This is a genomic window from Actinokineospora diospyrosa (assembly GCF_024171925.1).
Classification (GTDB): Bacteria; Actinomycetota; Actinomycetes; order Mycobacteriales; family Pseudonocardiaceae; genus Actinokineospora; species Actinokineospora diospyrosa.
The window spans coordinates 237,370-255,800 of sequence record NZ_JAMTCO010000006.1 but is presented as its reverse complement, the minus strand read 5'-3'; the positions used below and the strand labels follow the sequence as shown (position 1 = coordinate 255,800).

The window sequence follows — 18,431 nt, the reverse complement described above, 5'->3', positions numbered from 1 at the left end:
GAACGCGCGATGTTGTTCGCCGCACGCCTAGGCGACAAGACCAGCCACGGTGGAACCATTGGCCCACCGCCGCCGATGGCCGCGGCCAAGGTGGCGACCGTGCTGATCGAGGGCAAGCCCGCGGCTGTCATCGGCAGCACGCACCTCTGCGTGATCCCGCAGCACCTCGCCCTGGGCCCGGCGAACGTGATCCAGCCGCGGTTCGGCCGGGTGCTCATCGGCGGGCTCGTGGCGGCCAGGGTCGGCGACAAGACCGGCTGCGGGGCGAACGTGGTCTCCGGCGCACTGACCGTCCGCATCGGAGGGTGAGCGTGCGCGCGGACTTCATCGGCCGGGGTTGGGGCTTCCCGCTGCGGGTCGGCCCCACCGGCGGCATCGGCATGGTCGTGCGGGACCAGGAGATCGAGGAGGCCATCTGGCTGATCCTGGGCACCGCGCCGGGGGAACGGCAGATGCGCCCGGAGTTCGGCTGCGGCATCCACGACCACGTGTTCGCCGCGACCGACGGGGCCACCGCGGGGCACATCGCGCGCGAGGTCCGGGTTGCGCTCGACCGGTGGGAGCCCAGGGTGGAGGTCACCGCGGTAGACGTCGACTACGACCCGGTCGAGCCGGGCACCCTGCACATCTCCATCCACTACACCATCCGCGCCACCAACGACCAGCGCAACCTGGTGTTCCCCTTCTACACCATCCCCTCCGACGGCGCCCAGTCCGACGGGGCTCCGCTCGATGGTGCACTGCTCAATGGTGCACTGCTTGATGGCACCCGCTTTGACGGCGTTGCGGCAGAGGGCGAGGCGGTCTGATGGCTCTGCCCGCGCCCAACCTGGACGACCGCCGGTTCCAGCAGCTCGTCGACGAGGCGAAGCGGTACGTGCGCAACCGGTGTCCGGAGTGGACCGACCACAACGTCTCCGACCCCGGCGTGACGCTGATCGAGACCTTCGCGCAAATGGTCGACCAGCTCGTCTACCGGCTCAACCGGGTGCCGGAGCGCAACTACCTGGCCTTCCTCGACCTGCTCGACGTGCGGCTGTTCCCGCCGACCGCGGCCAGGGCGGACGTGACGTTCTGGCTGTCGGCGCCCCAGAACGAGGTGGTGCTACTGCCGGTGGGGACGGAGGTGGCGACCGCGCGCGCGGAGACGACCGAGGCGGTGGTGTTCGCCACGACCGAACCGCTGCCGATCGTGCCGTGCGAGCTCACCGCGCTGATCACCCGCACCGCGGCGGGCGAGCACGCCGACCGCACGAAGGACATCACGGCCGGTCAGGACGTGCGGTGCTTCCAGGCGACCCCGGTGCCGGGTGACGCGACCCTGTTCGGCCTGTCCGCCGCGACCCCGCGCTGCGTGGTGGTCCTGCGGTTGGACAGCCGGGTGGAGGGCATCGGCGTTGATCCGCGCCAGCCACCACTGGTGTGGGAGGCCTGGGACGGGCACGGGTGGACCGTGTGCGAGACCGACGAGGACAGCACCGGCGGGCTCAACCGGCCCGGCGAGGTCGTCCTGCACCTACCCGCCACGCACACCGAGTCGGTCGTGTCGAACAGGCGGGCGGGGTGGGTGCGCTGCCGGGTCACCGAACCCGAGCACGGGCAGCCGTTCTACGCCGAGTCGCCCACGGTTCGCGTCGCGGAGGCCTTCACCATCGGCGGCACCACCGTCGTCGAGCACGCCGAGGTCGTGCCGGATGTGCCGCTAGGGCAGTCACAAGGCGTGCCGGGGCAGAGATTCACATTGCCGAGGACACCGGTGCTGACCGACGGCGACCCCGTCATAGTTCTGGTGTCCGAAGGGGACGGTTGGCAGGAATGGACGGCGGTCGAGCACTTCGGCGAGTCCGGCCCGCACGACCGGCACGTCACGCTCGACGCGACGCTCGGCGAGGTCCGGTTCCCGCCCGCGGTCCGCGAGCCCGACGGCGATCTGCGGTACTACGGGGCCGTTCCGCCGAAGGGTTCGGCGATCCTGGTGGAGCGGTACCGGACCGGGGGCGGTCGCGCGGGCAATGTCGCGCGCGGCTCGATCTCGGTGCTGCGCAGCTCGGTGCCGTACATCTCGTCGGTGGAGAACCGGGAGGCGGCCACGGGCGGGGTCGACGGCGAGACCGTGGCCGAGGCTAGGGAACGCGCCCCGCACCAACTCCGGGTCCAGGACCGCGCGGTGACCGCGTCGGACTACGAACGGATCGCGCACCAGGCCGCGCCCTCGTTGGCGCGGGTCCGATGCCTGCCCTCGGCCGACGAACCAGGCGCGGCCCGGATCCTCGTGGTCCCGTCGGCGACGACCGGACCCGGTGAACACCTGCGGATCGAGCAACTCGTGCCGACCGACGACGTGTTGGCGACCGTGGCGCGACAGCTGGATGCCCGGCGGTTGCTGGGGACCCGGGCCATCGTGGGTCCGCCGCGCTACCAGGGGATCACCGTGGTGGCCCGGCTGGTGGCCGCGGACGCCGAAGTCGACCGGGTGCGGATCGCGGCGCAGGACGCGCTGCACGGTCACCTGAACCCGCTGACCGGGGGCGCGGACGGCACGGGCTGGGAGTTCGGGCGCGCGGTGCAGTACGGCGAGGTTTTCGCTGTGCTACAACGGGTTCCGGGCGTGAGCGTGGTGGAGGAGATCCTGATGTTCCCGGCCAACCCGCTGACCGGCGCGCGCGGCGCTCGGGTGGAGCGGGTGGAGCTCACCCCGGACGCCCTGGTGTTCTCCCACCAGCACCAGGTGACCGTGGTGGGGGCGCCGTGAGCCGCGCCGCGCTCCCCGAGGTGCCGAGCACACACCCCATCGGCGCGCTGCTGCCCGCCCTGTACGCCGCGGACGACTTCGCCCTGCGGTTCACCGCTGGGCTCGACGACGTGCTGTCCGCCGTCCTGTCCACTCTGGACAATCTGACCGGGTACCTCGACCCGGCGCTGGCCCCGGCTGACTTCCTGGTGTGGCTGTCCTCGTGGGTCGCGGAGCGGACCGACCCCCGCTGGCCTGAGCCGGTCCGCCGGGAACTCGTGCGGCGGGCGGTCGGGCTGCACCGCGACCGCGGCACCGCGGCGGGGCTCGCCGCGCGGCTGCGGCTGGCGCTGGGCGTCGGCGTGCGGATCCTCGACGGCCCGGGGGTGGCGTGGTCGGCCTCGCCGGACGCCGAGCTCCCCGGAGCGGCGCCGGAACTACTCGTGCAGGTGTGGCCGGACCGGGCGGCGGTGGACCGCCAGCAGGTCATGGCGGTGGTCGCGGCGCACTGCCCGCTGCACCTGGTGCCCCGGGTCGAGGTCCTCGCCGCCGCACCGGAGTCGACAACAGAACCGGAGTCGGCGGCCGCACCAGGATCCACAGAACCGGAGTCGCCATGAGCACCCGGCCCTGTCCGGTCTGCGGCAGCACCGTCGAGGACACCGACGACTTCTGCGGCAACTGCGGCACCTACCTCGGCTGGTCCGCCAACCCCACCACTCCCCCGGCAGGCCCGGCTCCGAGCGACGCCCCGGTGGCCGACACCGCATCAGCCGAACCCGCGCCCGCTGACGCGGCTCCCGTCACGCCCCCTCAGGCCCCGCTCACTGGCACAGCACCTCGTGACGGCGTCGCCGAGGACCGACCAGTTGACCTGTCCCCGGTTGAATCGACGCCAGCGGCCCCACCGCCCCCTGAGCCCGTACCGGTGAAGCAGGCGGAGGACACCGCACCGGTACTCCCCGGCAAGCCGATCGCCCCGCGCCCCACCGCGACCACCACCGTCACAACCGCCGTGGAGGGCCCACCCTGCCCCAACTGCGGTACCCCGAACCCGCCCGACCGCAGGTTCTGCCGCCGCTGTGCAACGCCCCTCACACCGCAAGACGCCACCTCCGCCGCCGCCGCGAAGCGACGCCGCTGGTCCTGGCACGGTGACCGCTCCCGCTGGCTGCGCGCCCTGGTCGCCCTGCTCGTGATCATCGCCCTGGTGGTCGTCGGCATCCTGCTCTACCCCAAGCTGGACGACGCCGTCCAGGACATCCGCGACCGGCTGGCCACCCCGGCCCCCATCGCCCCGCGTACCGTCACCGCCACGGCCGAACTCCCCGACCACCCCGCCAAAGCGGCCGCAGACGGCCTCTCCAACCGCTACTGGGGCACGCCCGCCCCCGGCGCCCAGGCCACCTTCACCTTCGCCGAACCATTCCGCCTGTTGTCGGTGGTGATCCACACCGGCCCGACCGCCGAACGGGACCGCTTCGCCGAGCAAGCCCGGCCCACCGCGTTGACCCTCACCACCACCAGCTCCGACGGCTCGACCCGCAGCACCCCCATCACCCTCGCCGACGAACCCGGCCCCCAACGCACCGACCTCGGCATCTCCGACGTCGCCGAGGTCCGCCTGGAGATCCGCGCCAGCGCCGGGCTGGGCGGCGGCAACCACATCGCCCTGGGCGAGGTCGAGTTCTTCCGCCGCCCGTGACCGGCCACTGTCCACGCCTGTCGTCGCCGCGATACCTGGCTATATGGTGCGTCGATGGACTTGGAGATCCGGCACCTGCGCGCCCTGGCCGCGATCGCCGATTCGGGGAGCCTGTCGCGGGCGGCGACCGTCCTCGGGATCTCCCAACCGTCGTTGACCACGTTGCTGCAGCGGGTCGAGCGCGCTGTCGGCGGACGGCTGTTTGAACGCAGCCGAACCGGGATGGCGCCCACGGCATTGGGTGAGCGGGTGCTGCGGCGGACCCGGCCGCTGTTGGCGGAGTTGACCGCGATCAGCGCCGACCTGGCCGGGCCCGGCGAAGTGGGGGCAGTACGGATCGGTTCGGTGCACATGGAGTGCGTGACCGTCCTCTACGAACACCTCGACCAGGCGCTCCCCGAGGCCGAGGTGACCTTCACGGTCGAGCCGTCGTGCACCGAGTTGGTGCAGTCGTTGGTGCGCGATGGGCTCGACCTGGCGGTGCTGGCGGTCTCGGAGGGCCAAGACGTGCCGATCGCGCCGGAGTTGGGGCATCGGGTGGTGGTGCCGAGGGTGCCGGTGTTCGTGGCGCTCTCCGCCGAGCACCGGTTGGCCAAGGCGGCGGAGATCTCGCTGGCCGAGCTGGCGGACGAGGCGTGGATCAACCCGCCGGGCCCGGAAGACGGGGCGCTCGCGTCGTTCCGAGCGGCGGCCAGACGCGCCGGGTTCACGCCGCGGATCCGGTTCGAGGTCCCCAGCGGCGGCGGCCGCGGCCTGATCGCCGCGGCCAGGGCGGTGCAACTGGTCGAGCCCACATCCCCTGGCGTACCGGGGATCGCAGTACGACCGTTGGTGGGCGACCCGATGCGGATGCGGCTGTCACTGGTGTGGCACCGGCACCGGATCGGTCGAGATCAGGTGGACCGGGCCTACCGCGCGGTCGCGTCCGTCTACACGCGGTACGCGCTGGCGAGCCCGGCGTTCCGGCCCTGGTGGGAGCGGCACCGCGAGGTCCACCCGCTCGTGGAGTGACGCTCCGGTGGGAGCGTTCCCACCGGGACCGGAGCATCGCAGCCGCGGTGCGACACCGCCCCATCTTCCGGCCGCCTCCGCCTTTCGGCGGGATGGCGCAACGGGTATGCGGCCTGACGGGTGATGGTCGGGTCGGCTGAGCGACGCCGGGTGGGTGTGGTTCGGCTGGGGGTATGAACTGCTCCGGCTATCAGGTGATGAGGGTTCCCGGGGCGGTGCCCGCGCGGCCAGGGTGGGGGAAGTTGATCATCTACGACCCGGGAGCAACCTCCTATGTCCGAACAGGACCAGCCTGTCATCGAGCCGTTCGGCTTCCTCGCGCCGCCCAAGCCCGTGCCAACGCCCGCCCCCGATCCGGACGACACCTGGCCGCTGCCCGGCGGTACGGCGTGGGTCTACTACGCGGAGGGGCAGAAGGGCGTCGTGCGGCCGGTGCTCCTCGCCGACGGGTTCAACAGCGGCCCGAGCGACCTGAACGAGCTGTGGGAGGGCTTGGACCGGGGCGAGTACGCGTTCATCTCCGAGCTGCGGCGGCGTGGACGCACCCTGGTGCTCATCGGCTACGACGAGCGCAGCGAGTCGATCCTGCGCAACGCCGACGCCGTGACGGCCGCGATCCACCGCACGCACGCCGAGCAGACCGACGAGGCCCGGCTGCTGGTCGGCGGTTTCAGCATGGGTGGGCTGGTCACCCGGTACGCGCTGGCCAAGCTCGAACTCCAGCGGGTCGACCACCGCGTCGGCGTCTACCTGTCCTACGACAGTCCGCACCGCGGCGCGTGGGTGCCGATCGCGCTGCAGAACCTCGCGCACTTCCTGACCTCCGTGCCCGCGTTGTCCGAGCAGATCAACAGCCCGGCCTCGCGCCAACTCCTCTGGCGCCACGTGGAGAGCGTCGGCGCCGAGCCCCGGGTCGACCCGTTGCGCGAGGAGTTCCTCGCCGAGTTGGCCCGCGTGGGCGGCTGGCCGCGCATCCCCCGGCTGCTTGGCGTGGCCAACGGCGTCGGCACCGGCCAGGGCAACGGCGTCCCGGCGGGCGAGAGCGCGCTGAAGGTCGACAGCGGTTGGTTCACCGGCACCGACCTCAAGACGCAGTCGGTCGGCGAGGCCGACGTCGCCCGGCTCAAGGGCCTGCTCAACGAGCACGAGATCACCACGTCCGGGCTACCGGAACTCGACGGCGCCCCGGGCGGCACGTTGGAGACCTTCGGCATCGCGGGCGACAAGCTCAAGATCACCGGCAAGGTGACGATCGCCCACCGCACGGTCGGCTTCGTGCCCACCGCCAGCGCGGTGGCCATCGGCGACCTCGACGACCCCTACGTCGTGGTGAACGACTTGGCGCCAGACAAGAGCGAACTGGACGACTTCCTCGTCTCCGGGCAGAACGACCCGCACACCAAGATCACCGCCGAGCTCGCCGAGTGGATCCTGGACCGGTTGCCGGACTAGGCCATCGCCGATGTGCCGACCAGGCAGACTGGTCGGCACACCACGCGGCCGCCGCGGCGGGCTTCCTTGGTCAAACCCCAGTGATCTGGAGCAGGATGGTGCCGTCCTGGGTGGTGAGGCCGCCGGTTGTCAGGCACAGCAACGGGTTCACCAGCGCGTAGATCCACGTGATGGTGGCGCTGGCACCGGTGAACTCGCCCGCGGTGACGGTGCCGGTGGCTGTGTTCTGAACGATGCCGCCGGTGGCGGTCAGCGTGCCGACGAGACCGGTGAGGGTGGAGGTCTGTCCGTTGTTCCAGTAGATGGTGAGGGTGCCGCCTGCGGGGTTGAGCTCGATGTCGTTACAGGCGGCACCTGGGGCGGGGTAGGAGAAGGGGCCGCCGGTGATGACACTGGTCAGCGTGGGGTCGGTGGACGTGCAGGACGGGACGGTGTCGGTCTCGGTCACCGTGACGTTCTGCGGCGTGAGGGTCAGGCCGGGTGCGTACGTGACGTGGCTGCTACCGACGCAAGTGACCGAGCCGACAGCGGCGTGCGCGGCCGGCGCGGGCAGCAGGCTGCACAGCGCGATCACCGCGGCAACCGCGCATGCTCGACGCCAGGACCCGACCGCCGCTGTGCGCCGGCCGGGATAGGTGGTGGTGTTCACCGGAGCCTCCGTTTGTGCTGGGTCCATGGGCACGAGTGGGCTGGTGCGCCTGCGGGTCGCGGGAGCACCAGCCCACAGTGCTCAGCAACTACTGGTGGTGTCGCCGCCATCGACAGTGCAGGTGTCCGAGCCGAGACCACCGTTGGCGGTGTCGCCGCCGACGCCGTCTTGGACGTCGATGGTGTCGTTGCCGGTGGAGCCGCTCATGGTGTCGGTGCCGTCGTGGTCGACGATGGTGTCGTTGCCGTTCTGGCCGTCGAGGTCGTCGTTGCCGGGGCCGCCGTAGATGTGGTCGTTGCCGTTGTCGAACAGGTACAGCAGGGACCCGAGCAGGGTTTCGCCGTAGTTGGTGTCGTTGCCCGCCGCGCCGTAGAGGTAGTCGGCGCCGTTGCCGCCACCCATGACGTCGTCGCCATCGCCGCCATACAGCGTGTCGTCGCTGTTGCCGCCGTCGATCGTGTCATCACCGGCTGAGGCGTAGATGGTGTCGTCACCGTTGCCGCCGTCGATGATGTCGTTGCCCGCGCCGCCATAGATCGTGTCGTTGTTGTTCCCGCCGTTGATGATGTCGTTGCCACCCAGTCCGCAGATGACATCGTTGCCGTTGCCGCCATTGAGGGTGTCGTTGCCGGGTGTGCCGGTGATGGTGCAGCCCAACGCGTTGTTCACCGTGGTGGACTCAGCGTCGGTGTTGTTGCCGCTGCTCGGGTCCGTTTCGGTGGCCGACACCGTTGAGGTGGCGGTGATCGTGCCGGTGGCCGAGGGAGTGACCGAGATCGTCACGGTCGCCGAACCCGATGCCGCGACGGCGCCCAGGGCGCAGGACACGGTCGGGGCGCTGATCGAGCACGAGCCTTGCGAGGAGGTGGCGGAGTTGATGGTGCGGTTGGCGCCGGACAGGGTGGTCGACACCGAAACCCCGGTCGCCCCGGAAGGTCCGGCGTTGGCCACGCTCACCGTGTAGGTGTACGGAGAACCCCCGAGGGAGACCGGGTCAGCCGAGTCGGCGACCGACACCGACACGTCCGCGCCCGGCGGTGTGGTCGGGATCGACCAGTCGGTGGGGATCGCGCTCGCGTTGCCGTAGAGGATGGTCTTGCCGGTGCCGTCGGGGCTCATCGACAGCACGCCGTAGCCCTGCCGGAAGGCGATGATCTTGGTGCCGTCGGGCGACCAGACCGGGGAGAACTCGTTCTCGCCGTTGTTGGAGAGGTTGGTCAGGTTCGAGCCGTCGGCGTCAACGGTGTGGATCTGCGCGGGGAAGCCGGTCCTCGACCGCGAGAAGGCGATCTTGGTGCCGTCGGGCGACCAGTCCGGCTCGGCGTTCGCCTGGGTGGGGCCCACCGAGGTCAGGGTGGTGTCCCCGGTCCCGTCGGTGTTGATCGTGTGGACGTTGCCCGTGCCGATGTAGGCGATCTTGGTGCCGTCCGGTGACCACGACATGCTGGTCCCGGACACACCCAGCGAGAACGGGTCGGTGCCGTCGGGGTCGATGGTCGTGATGTACCCGCCGACGACGTAGACCAGCCGGTCCCCCGCGGGCGACCACGCCAGCGAGTTGCTGAAGGCGGCGGACCCGGTGGTCACCTGCGTGACGTCCGTTCCATCGGGGTCCATTGTGTACACCTGACGGGTCCCCGTCTGAGTACCCAGGAACGCCACCTTGGAGCCGTCCCCGTTGACCCGCGGTTCGGACGCGGTGCCACCGGTGCTGGTCAGCTGAGTCAGGTTGCTGCCGTCCGGGTCGACCGTGTACACCTCGCCGGACAGCCGGAGAAGGATCTTGCCGTTGGCACCGGGGAACGCCGCGTGCGCCGGGGCCACCACGGCCACCAGCAACACCGACACAAGCGACATCACATAGCCGAGAGCACGCACCCGCCGCATGGGGGCGGAATGCGTTCCGGGTCTTCTGCGAATGGACAAAGCAGCCTCGATTCGATGTGGTGGGTGATTGCTCTCTCGACTCAGTTCGGTTCTGCGCGATCGCAACGGGTGGATCAATGTGGTGGGACACCTGTCGCGCACGACCCGTCACCCAATTCCCATCTCCGGCGACAGCAGGTCGCAGTGCCTTTGGTCCTTGTCAGTGGTGTTGGATCAGATAGCCGTATGCGGTGGCGGGGGCGAGCGTGGCGCTGCCCGCGAAGGTAGCCTTGTAACGGCCCGCGAGCAGGGCTAGCAGGACCGGGCACGGGCCGTGGCAGGTGGCCACCCCCGCGGCGTTGGTGACTGCTGTGCAGACGGTGGTGGAGCCGACGGTGAAGGTGATCGTCTGGCCCGCGACCGGGTGGCCGGTGGTGGTGTCGGTCAGCGTCGCCGACAGGTTCAGCGTGAGGAAGAGGTGACCGGGGACCACGGTGAACAGGATCGGTCCGGCGGTGAGCTGCGTGGTGTCGGCGGTGTAGGTGTACTGGTCGGCGGGGCTGGTGGTGCTGGTGCCCGAGGGGGTCGTCACGGTGATGTCGACCGGACCTGTCACGGTGGCGGCGGGTGCGGTCGCGGTGATGGAGTTGTCGCTGTTCACCGTGAACGTCGCGGCCGTCCCTCCGAAGTGGACGGCGGTGGCGCCGGTGAAGTCCGCGCCGGTGATGGTGACGGTGGTGCCGCCCGCCGCCGGGCCGGTGGTCGGGGACACGCCGGTGACCGTCGGTGCCGGGGGCGCGGTGGACGGGCGGACGACGATGGCGTCGGCGGTCTGGAATCCGCTGAGGGTGCCGGTCACGGTGTTCGTGGCGGTGTCGATGACCGACGCGGTGGTCCCGTGGGTCGCGTAGGCGGTGCTGCCGTCCGCCGATATCGCGACACCGGTCGGGAAGGAACCGACCGACACGGTGGCGGTCACGGTGTTGGTGGTGGTGTCGATGACCGACACGGAGCTGCTGCTCAGGTTGGTGACGTAGGCCGTGCCACCGGACGGGGAGAGCGCGACCGCGCTGGGGAAGGCGCCCACCGGGATCGTCGCGCCGACCGTGTTGGTGGTCGTGTTGATCACGACCAGGGTGTTGTTGCTCCGGTCGGCCGCGTACAGCACGGTGCCTGCGGGGTTGACCGTCACCGCGGAGACGCTGCCGCCGATCGGGATGGTGGCGGTCACGGTATTGGTGGCGGTGTCGATCACCCGGACCGCGTCCAGGTCACCGACGTAGGCGCGGGTGCCCGTGGGATTGAACGTGACCGACAGCGGGAAGTCGAGTCCGGGGATCGTCGCGGTGACGGTGTTGGTCGTGGTGCTGATCACCGACACGGAGTCGTCGCTGGCGTTGGTGACGTAGACGGACTGGCCATCGGGGTTGACCTCGATCCCGCCCGAGTTGCGACCGACCCCGACGGTGGCGATCACGGTGTTGGTGCCGGTGTCGATCACCGAGACGGTGCCGTTGACGATGCCGTTGGCTGAGTTGGCGACGTAGACGCGCGTGCCGTCCGGGGTGATCGACTCGTCGCTGGGTTGCGACCCGACCGGGACCGTCGCGGTGATCGTGCCGGTCGCCGCGTCGACGACCGAGACCGTGTTGGCCCTCTGGTTGGCCACGTAGAGCGTGCCGGTCGTCGCGGCCTGCGCGACCGAACCGGTCACCACCGACAACGCGGTGGCGACGATCGTCGCGCCGAGACCGAGCGCGGCCCATCTGGGTCGTCGGACCTGGGTGTGTCGAGCCATGCGTGCCTTCCTCTCCTGACAGGGGCGGCAGCGATGTCGGATGGCCGATGAATTCGCGACGCCGGCTCGTACAAGTATCACCGCGTATGTCGAAAACCTATACGCACGGAACCTTTCGCCCCGACCACGAACACCAGATCACCTCGTTGGCCCACTATCGGAGGCGGGACCTCGCGTATGGGTGGCAATGAGAAATCAAGAGTTCACCCAACTGCCAAGCGCTATCGCGATCGTTATTTTCACGCCGGATCCGACCATTTTCCGATCAATGAGGAAAGCTCGACATGAACGTCGCAGAAATTCGACGGGCGCCCCAACCCCACGCTGCCCGGGGAAGTCCTCCCGTAGGTCAGGATCCGACCTCGCGTCGACGTCGATCCCGGTGGTCGTGCCGCACACCTCCACCGCTGACGGTCCGGTGGAGGTGTGCCAGGGGGTCCGCGTTCGTACCTGGGCGGATCAGACCTGCATTGACAGCTTCTCGGCGACGGCGAAGGTGCGCTCGACCGACGAGAGCATGTCGCGGCATATTTGGGCTTCGTCGTCGGTGAGGTGGGGGGACAGCCGGGCGACCTTGGCTTGGGTTTCCTCGATCGACCGCGCGCAAATCCGGCTGTTGATGTGGTCGACTTCCTGGTCTGACAGGGTGTACGCCTTCAGGTCCGGGGCGTAGCGGTATCCGACCTGGCCGGTGCCGATCTCGGGGTTGATGAGGGCGAGGCTGACACCGCGGATCATGGTGAGGTCGTCCGGTCCTTCTTCTGCCGAGAGGCTCCTCTGCAGGGTTGGGAACGGCTCGTGGTCTTCGAACATCCGCGTGGACGCCTCGGTGTCGGTGGCGAATGTGTAATAGCCCTGCTCTGAACAGGTTGCCACGACGGTCTCGTTCGGTCCGAGGAGTGGCAGGAACAACGACCGGTCGGACGGGAAGCAGGGGCGGTAGCCGACTGCGTGGAAGAGGTGGGCGAGTTCGGTCTTCCACTCGAAGGCGACCGCGAACTCCTCGCCGATCCGCGGGCGCACGAGTCCTATGTCGACGCCCATTTCCACGTGGTGGTGGATCACTTTGGCGATCCGGATCGTGGCGAGCGCGGCGCTGACCGTGTTCGCGATCTCCTCGCTGCGCCGGGCGAGGCACTTCAACGAGTGGGTGTGGATGTAGATGCGACGGCCGCCGGGCATGGGTGGTTGACCCGGGATCTTCGGGGGCATGTCTCCGCCTTGGGTTGAGTGGTTCACAGCCTGTGTCCGCCGGTCCAGATGTCGCGCAGGACCGAGTTCTCGTGCCGGTTCCCGAAGAAGAACCCGCCGCATCGCACGTGGGACCCGTAGGGCCTCCACACCGACTTGCACGTCACGTCGAGGGCTTTCAACTTGTGGTGCGGAACGCTGGGGAACCAGTGGTGCAGCAGGTGGTAGATGTCGTCGGAGTGCGATCCGATCAGCCACCGGCTCACCGGGTTCCCGCGCCAGTTCCTGCTCCCCCACGACCAGCCGAACGCGCGGAGACCGCCGTGTTCGCCGAGCTCGGCCCAGTAGCTGATGCACTGGAAGGTGGTGAGCCACGGGACGATCCAGCAGAAGACGACGACGTGGGCGACGACCGACCCGGTCGCGGACAGCACCGCCACGGCGACCGCTGTCAGGGCGGCGACGACCAGGAGGCGCATCCGGTCACCGATGAGCGTTCGGTAGAGCCGCCACAATGGCATGACCGGGATGAGCACCAGCAGGACGTGCTCCACGACGAACCTCGCGAACGAGATCCGCTCCCGGGAAGCGTGTTCCGTTCGAGTGGAGGCGTAGAGGTCGAGATCCGGGTCTTGCGCGCTCCGCCAGAGATGCCTGTGGTGCAGCCCGTGTTCGACGACGAACCTCCGGAAGGGGATGAAGATCGGCCACGAGCACAGGACCGCGCCCACCACGTTGTTCACCCTGCGGTTGCGGAACAGTTTGGAATGTCCGGCTTCGTGCATCAGGTTGGCCAGTGCCCGCATCCTGCTGCCGATGAGTACCGCGACGAGCAGGTAGACGAACGGATCGGCGACGAGCAGGTGCAGCCAGACGGCCCCGACGATGACCGACCAGTCGACCGCGAGGAAGAGCCAGTTCCGCCAGTTGTCCCGCGTCGACAGAGCTCTGACCAAGGCCTTGACCTGCACAGGAGGCCCCTCTGCCGTCCTGACGCCACTAGCCGCCCCGCCCATGTGACCCACCCCTGCACGCATCGGATCGAACCCGCTCCACCGGACCTTGGCCGGATCGCCCCGTGGCGATCCCTGAATGCGTGATTCCGTGAGCGGACTCCCTTGATGGGCTGCGTTGGATGCCGATGGTCATCATCGGCACCGCCATCGGGACTGTTACGCGGACGTCACAGGTTGAGCCGAATGGCCTCAATTCCCTCCCATTCAGCCCCCGCAGAACAGCCATCTTTGAATCGGCCACGAAGGCGGCGAACAGGGCCATGTCGTCGAAGCCGCCACACCATAGACCACCTCTGTCACCACAACCACGACTAGCGACTTCGTCACAGTTACCTAACAGCAACGAAATGCAGCCCTGCTCTTTGCTAGGCGGTCCGCCGGGCCAACGACAGCAACCTGCGGGCAGGCCCAATCGCGCGATCGAACCAGGTCGCCGATGCCCGGCTCGGCGGCTTCCACGCGGTTCGATCGGCATCCGCACGCCGCTGCACCGGGGTGGATGCTTGTCCAGCGGGCAAACGGGTTTTCGTCTACACCTGATCAGCCCAAGCGCCGTAACACCGCGTCACCAAAAGGTCCAGACCGCCCAGGGGAAACCCGTCCGTCCGCGCGAGGTCGTCGATCACGACCGGAGCAGTCGACTACCCCGCGTGCCCGCCACCCATCGCGCCGAGCGGCGCAGTGCCACCGGCGGTTTTCCCGCGTCCGGCCCACAACCGGGTCCACAGCGGACCCTTTCGGCCCACCGGTCGCGTGCGGTCGCCGAGTGCTCAGGCGTTCATCTGGCGGACACCTGAGCGGCCCCTTGACCGTTTCGCACTCTGGGATCGAGAGTTGTCGCAGTCCACCCGATCAGCGGTGGATCCTTTCTCCAGCAACGGTTCCGCCTCCTGTCAAGAGTCGGGGCGGTGTTGCGACACGACCAGGAGGCACACATGAAGAAGATCAAGGTGCGCAAGGCCGGTTCGGTCCGCCTGACCGGGGCGGCCACCCTCTACTCCGGTGGCTGCGGGCCGATCTACGTCTGACCGACCCGGGCGCCCCGGTCCCCGCCGGGGCGCCCTCGGAGACCACACCGTGAGGCGTCCATGACCGCACCCGCGCTCGACCTCGATCGACCGCTCGCGCTGCACCCGCTGACCTTCCACGCCGACGGCGAGGAGGTGACCGTCGGGCGCGCCGACATCGGGCTGTTCGGGGTGTTCCCCCCGGACGGGGCCGAACTCGTGCGCAAGTTGGCCGACGGGGTGACCCCCAACGCGGCCGCGGCCTGGTACGCCGAGGAGTACGGCGAGACCGTCGACATCGGCGAGTTCCTCGAGATCCTCGTCGAGTACGAGATGCTCGTCGGCGACGGAGAAGTCGTCGCGGCGGTGGAGCCGGTGCGCTGGCGCGGCCTGGGCAGGGCGCTGTTCTCCTGGTGGGCGTGGGCGGTCTACGCGCTCGTCGTCCTCGGCGGGGTGGCGGTGATGATCACCGTGCCCGGACTGGCGCCGCACGCGAGCAACATGTTCTTCACCGAGTCGCTCGTGGTGGTGCAACTCGCGCTGTTCTTCGGGCAGGTGCCGCTGATCCTGGTGCACGAGTCCTTCCACGCCCTCGCCGGGCGCAGGCTCGGCATCAACTCGTCGCTGTCGATCGGCCGCCGCTTCTACTTCCTCGTCTTCGAGACAAGGATGGACGGGCTGGTCGCGGTGCCGCGCAAACAGCGCTACCTGCCGATCCTCGCGGGCTTGTTGGCCGACGCCGTCGTGCTCGGTCTGTGTGCGCTGGTCGCCGCCGTCGTCGGCCCGGAACACCTGGTCGGCCGGGTGGCGCTCGCGTTCGCTTTCATCACCTTGCTGCGGGCGGTGTGGCAGTTCTACTTCTTCCTGCGCACCGACCTGTACTACCTCGTGTGCACCGTCCTGGGCTGCAACGACTTGCAAACCGTCGCCGGGCAGATGTTGCGGCTGAAGGTCGCCAAGTTGTTGCGCCGCAACAGCACCCCGGTCGACGAGTCCTCCTGGCACCCGCGTGACCGCGAAGTGGCGCGCTGGTACGTGTGGCTGTTGGTCGCGGGCTACGCGTTCCTGGCGCTCAGCGGCCTGTTCGCCCTCGTGCCCGCCGCCGCCCACGTCGTCCAGGTCATCGCGACCAGGCTCAGCGGCGGCCCCACCGCCCTCGGTCTGCTCGACGCAGCCCTCTTCCTCGTCCTGACGATCGGTCCGGTCATCGCCGCCGCGGTGCTGGCCTACCGGTCGCGCCGCGCCTGACCCCTTGGAGGCAACGATGTCCGCTCCCGGCCACCACTGGGTCCGGCTCCCCCACCGGGTCGAGCCCGCTGCCCTGCCCGCCCTGCTAGCCGAGCACCTCCCGACCCTGGCACCCGCGCTGACCGAGCCCGTGGACGCGCACCGCAGGCTGCGCGGCCCCTACACGGCCACGGGGACCATGTTGCGGGCCGTCGTCCCGCACGCGGATCCGGACCTGGTGCGCAGACACGAGATCGAGCTGTTCTCGGCCGCGCCCGAGCTGCGCGAGACCGTCACCGGCGCCCGGGAGACGCTGACCTCGCTCGCCGTTCCCAAGGAGCGCACCAGGTTCTACTCGCGGTTGCGCACGCAGCGGATGGCGCACGGGATCGTCGAGTTCCTGCACGCCCACCTGGCGGGATCCGCCCCCAGGTCGCTGGTCGTGCTCGCGGCCGAGGCCGACCGGACCGATCTCGAGTTCCTCTCCGCCCTGCTGCGCCGAACCGATCCCGCGGTGTTGACCGTGGTCGTCTGCGACACCGGTGAGCCCCCGGGTGAACCTCTCGCCGCGGATCTGGCCGAGCACACCACTTTCCACGAGGTGACCGCGCCGCGCTTAGAGTCCACTGTGGATGCTCGTCTGTTCGTCGCCGCGGACTGCGTTTCCGACGATCCCGGGTTGGTGGCGGCTTACGAGCGGCTCTCGCCTGCCGAGCGCGCCGAACTGCACGACCGGCGGGCGGAGGAACTGGCGGCACGCGGTGAGTTCTCGCTGACCCTTGGCGCGATCCCATACCACCGCCAACACGGGTCGGACCCGGCCGTGAAGGGGGCGGACGCACTCGCGCACGCGCTGAACCACTGCCTGGACATGGGTTACTACCACGCGACCATCGAGTTGGGACAGCGCGGCCGCACCGTCGTCGACGTCTCCGACCTGGCCCGCTGGTGGGTCTTCACCACCAAGATGACCACCTCCCTCGCCGCGCTCAACCGTCCGCGCGAGGCCGAGGCGCTCTACACCGAAATCCTCGCCGAGACCCAGGACCCAGGCGTCCACCTGCAGGCCTGCTACGCGGTCGGCATGCTCTACACGCGACACCACGCCGAGCAGGACCGCGACCACGTGCGCGCCAAGGGGCTGATCAACCAGGCCGTCGCCCTGGCCCGGCTCTGCTACACCGGCGCGGACCGGGTGTTCAACACCGTCTTCCAGCGCAACGGCCTCGCCCTCGTCGAGGCCCACATGGGCAACCCGCAGGAGGCGCTGCGGTTGGTGACCGAGGGCATCGCGGAGATGGACGCCGAACTCGGCGCCGACGAGCACGCCCTGCACCGCTCGGTCCTGGTGCACAACCAGGCCCAGGTGCTCACCGGCCTCGGCCGCCTCGACGAGGCCCTGGCCTGCTACGACGAGGTCATCGCCCGCGACCCCAACTACCCCGACTACCACTTCGACCGCGGCAACCTCAACCAGCGCCTGGGCCGCGACGACGAGGCCATGGCCGACTACGAGACCGCCATCCGCCTCGGTCCCCCGTTCCCCGAGGCCCAGTACAACCGCGCCGAACTACTCCTCCGCCGCGGCGACGACGAGGCCGCCCTGGCCGGGCTCAGCTACACCCTCACCCTCGAACCCGACATGGTCGACGCCCTGGTCAACCGCGCGGGTCTGCACCTGGACCTAGGCAACCTCACCGCCGCCCGCACCGACGCCGAGCAAGGCCTTCGCTACGCCCCGGACAACGCCCACCTCCACGCCGTCCTGGGCCAGGTCCACAGCGCCCTAGATGAGCACGTTGAGGCCAGAGCCGCCTTCAACCGCGCACTCACCGCCGACCCCACTCTCGTAGCAGCTCTCGCAGGCCGCGCCGCCACCGCCGACGCCCTAGGCGACCCCGACCAAGCCCTAGCCGACCTCGACGCCGCCCTAGCCCTCACCCCCGACGACCCCGCGCTGCTCTACAACCGCGCATACCTCCACGAGTCCGCCAACCGCCCAGCTCTAGCGGTCGCCGACCTCCTCTCCGCCCACCAAGCCGACCCAGAAGACGAAGACGTCGCCGAGGCCCTCGCCCGCTGCCAAGCCCTCGTCCCGGCATAGCCGCGTGTCCCAACAGGACTGTCTTACCGCGCTGGGTTGCCGCGTCAGTCCCGCGGCAACCGCACGTGGCGCAAGGACGGCCCGGCGGCCACGCTGATGCGGTCCCACTCGGCCTGCGGAAACGGGCGGAAAGCGGGCACCGACACGGATCGTGGTTCATGAGGGCCGGGGTTGATGTCCCGGCTGGAGACCTCCCCGGTCACGACCCCCACCAGGAATTCAACCGCGCCCATGGCGAACCGCTCCAGCACGGGGTCGTCGTCCTCCAGTCGCCAGATGCCGCCGTTGGACACGACAACGGACCAGTCGGCGGGGTCCCACAGCAGCAGCGGCCTACCCGACCGCGCCCACGGCAACAACCCATCCCGCTCCGGGTACACCGCGTCCGGGACGTCGTCCGGGTGCTGATCGCGCCAGTCGCGCAACTCGCCCAACTCTGCCCTGAACTGCCAGGTGTGGTCCACGACACCCGCCACCCGGTACGGCGGCTGGACGATGATCGAATCACTGTTTGGGCCATGAAAGCTGCCCGGCGGGTACACCTCGTGCAACAGCTTGTAGTCCGCAGGCAGCGCGATGCCGAGCCGCTGCTCGACCACGTCCCAGTCGGTGGCCGCGTAGGACTGTCCTGTCCAGCCGGTCACCCGCACGAGGTCATCGATCGCTCCCATCGG

15 protein-coding genes are annotated in these 18,431 nt (G+C 69.6%); 9 read left to right on the top strand and 6 right to left on the bottom strand.

Translation table 11 applies throughout. From position 1 onward, the window contains the following. The first annotated feature begins 9 nt into the window (after nt 1-9). From LV75_RS12855 to LV75_RS12825, 7 genes are all read left to right on the top strand, one after another. On the top strand, nt 10-309 hold the full coding sequence (locus LV75_RS12855; RefSeq protein WP_253887098.1) for a PAAR domain-containing protein: 300 nt from the start codon (nt 10-12) through the stop codon (nt 307-309). Then, nucleotides 306-809, top strand: a complete 504-nt coding sequence (locus LV75_RS12850; RefSeq protein ID WP_308210937.1) for a GPW/gp25 family protein — start codon at nt 306-308, stop codon at nt 807-809. Before LV75_RS12855 ends, LV75_RS12850 begins: the two co-directional genes overlap by 4 nt. Then, nucleotides 809-2,752 carry a putative baseplate assembly protein gene (locus tag LV75_RS12845; RefSeq protein WP_253887097.1) on the top strand — a complete coding sequence of 648 codons (1,944 nt, stop codon included), beginning with the start codon at nt 809-811 and terminating at the stop codon, nt 2,750-2,752. Before LV75_RS12850 ends, LV75_RS12845 begins: the two co-directional genes overlap by 1 nt. Beyond that, nucleotides 2,749-3,351 carry a phage tail protein gene (locus tag LV75_RS12840; RefSeq protein WP_253887095.1) on the top strand — a complete coding sequence of 201 codons (603 nt, stop codon included), beginning with the start codon at nt 2,749-2,751 and terminating at the stop codon, nt 3,349-3,351. Before LV75_RS12845 ends, LV75_RS12840 begins: the two co-directional genes overlap by 4 nt. Next, nucleotides 3,348-4,436: an NADase-type glycan-binding domain-containing protein gene (locus tag LV75_RS12835; protein WP_253887094.1), complete on the top strand. Its 1,089-nt coding sequence runs from the start codon at nt 3,348-3,350 to the stop codon at nt 4,434-4,436. The genes LV75_RS12840 and LV75_RS12835 overlap by 4 nt, the downstream gene beginning before the upstream one ends. A gap of 54 nt (nt 4,437-4,490) precedes the next feature. Next, a complete protein-coding gene (locus LV75_RS12830; RefSeq protein ID WP_253887093.1) occupies nt 4,491-5,447 on the top strand; it encodes a LysR family transcriptional regulator in 957 nt (318 codons plus the stop codon). 273 nt (nt 5,448-5,720) lie between these two features. Continuing rightward, a complete protein-coding gene (locus tag LV75_RS12825; protein ID WP_253887092.1) occupies nt 5,721-6,899 on the top strand; it encodes an esterase/lipase family protein in 1,179 nt (392 codons plus the stop codon). Nucleotides 6,900-6,969: 70 nt separating this feature from the next. Here the strand turns inward: LV75_RS12825 and LV75_RS12820 are convergent, their stop codons facing one another. From LV75_RS12820 to LV75_RS12800, 5 genes are all read right to left on the bottom strand, one after another. Continuing rightward, complete coding sequence (locus tag LV75_RS12820; RefSeq protein ID WP_253887091.1) at nt 6,970-7,548, bottom strand: hypothetical protein; 579 nt, start codon at nt 7,546-7,548, stop codon at nt 6,970-6,972. An 81-nt stretch (nt 7,549-7,629) separates the two neighbouring features. Further along, nucleotides 7,630-9,435, bottom strand: coding sequence for a hypothetical protein (locus LV75_RS12815; protein ID WP_253887090.1), 1,806 nt, complete (start codon nt 9,433-9,435; stop codon nt 7,630-7,632). A gap of 199 nt (nt 9,436-9,634) precedes the next feature. Then, nucleotides 9,635-11,212: an IPT/TIG domain-containing protein gene (locus tag LV75_RS12810; protein WP_253887089.1), complete on the bottom strand. Its 1,578-nt coding sequence runs from the start codon at nt 11,210-11,212 to the stop codon at nt 9,635-9,637. A gap of 459 nt (nt 11,213-11,671) precedes the next feature. Then, entirely contained in the window at nt 11,672-12,424 is a 753-nt protein-coding gene (locus LV75_RS12805) for a hypothetical protein (protein WP_253887088.1), read from the bottom strand. Nucleotides 12,425-12,447: 23 nt separating this feature from the next. Then, nucleotides 12,448-13,359 carry a fatty acid desaturase family protein gene (locus LV75_RS12800; protein WP_253887087.1) on the bottom strand — a complete coding sequence of 304 codons (912 nt, stop codon included), beginning with the start codon at nt 13,357-13,359 and terminating at the stop codon, nt 12,448-12,450. Between the two features lie 1,148 nt (nt 13,360-14,507). On the opposite strand from LV75_RS12800, the gene LV75_RS12795 reads away from it, so the two are divergent. After that, complete coding sequence (locus LV75_RS12795; protein WP_253887086.1) at nt 14,508-15,674, top strand: hypothetical protein; 1,167 nt, start codon at nt 14,508-14,510, stop codon at nt 15,672-15,674. A 16-nt stretch (nt 15,675-15,690) separates the two neighbouring features. Continuing rightward, complete coding sequence (locus LV75_RS12790; RefSeq protein ID WP_253887085.1) at nt 15,691-17,757, top strand: tetratricopeptide repeat protein; 2,067 nt, start codon at nt 15,691-15,693, stop codon at nt 17,755-17,757. 44 nt (nt 17,758-17,801) lie between these two features. Here the strand turns inward: LV75_RS12790 and LV75_RS12785 are convergent, their stop codons facing one another. Then, nucleotides 17,802-18,428, bottom strand: a complete 627-nt coding sequence (locus LV75_RS12785; RefSeq protein WP_253887084.1) for a hypothetical protein — start codon at nt 18,426-18,428, stop codon at nt 17,802-17,804. Nucleotides 18,429-18,431: the final 3 nt, after the last annotated feature.

Coding starts and splice junctions, on each gene's coding strand:
- LV75_RS12855 (WP_253887098.1), top strand. CDS start 10: ATGTTGTTCGCCGCACGCCTAGGCGACAAGACCAGCCACGGTGGAACC.
- LV75_RS12845 (WP_253887097.1), top strand. CDS start 809: ATGGCTCTGCCCGCGCCCAACCTGGACGACCGCCGGTTCCAGCAGCTC.
- LV75_RS12835 (WP_253887094.1), top strand. CDS start 3,348: ATGAGCACCCGGCCCTGTCCGGTCTGCGGCAGCACCGTCGAGGACACC.
- LV75_RS12830 (WP_253887093.1), top strand. CDS start 4,491: ATGGACTTGGAGATCCGGCACCTGCGCGCCCTGGCCGCGATCGCCGAT.
- LV75_RS12825 (WP_253887092.1), top strand. CDS start 5,721: ATGTCCGAACAGGACCAGCCTGTCATCGAGCCGTTCGGCTTCCTCGCG.
- LV75_RS12815 (WP_253887090.1), bottom strand. CDS start 9,435: ATGCGGCGGGTGCGTGCTCTCGGCTATGTGATGTCGCTTGTGTCGGTG.
- LV75_RS12810 (WP_253887089.1), bottom strand. CDS start 11,212: ATGGCTCGACACACCCAGGTCCGACGACCCAGATGGGCCGCGCTCGGT.
- LV75_RS12805 (WP_253887088.1), bottom strand. CDS start 12,424: ATGCCCCCGAAGATCCCGGGTCAACCACCCATGCCCGGCGGCCGTCGC.
- LV75_RS12795 (WP_253887086.1), top strand. CDS start 14,508: ATGACCGCACCCGCGCTCGACCTCGATCGACCGCTCGCGCTGCACCCG.
- LV75_RS12790 (WP_253887085.1), top strand. CDS start 15,691: ATGTCCGCTCCCGGCCACCACTGGGTCCGGCTCCCCCACCGGGTCGAG.
- LV75_RS12785 (WP_253887084.1), bottom strand. CDS start 18,428: ATGGGAGCGATCGATGACCTCGTGCGGGTGACCGGCTGGACAGGACAG.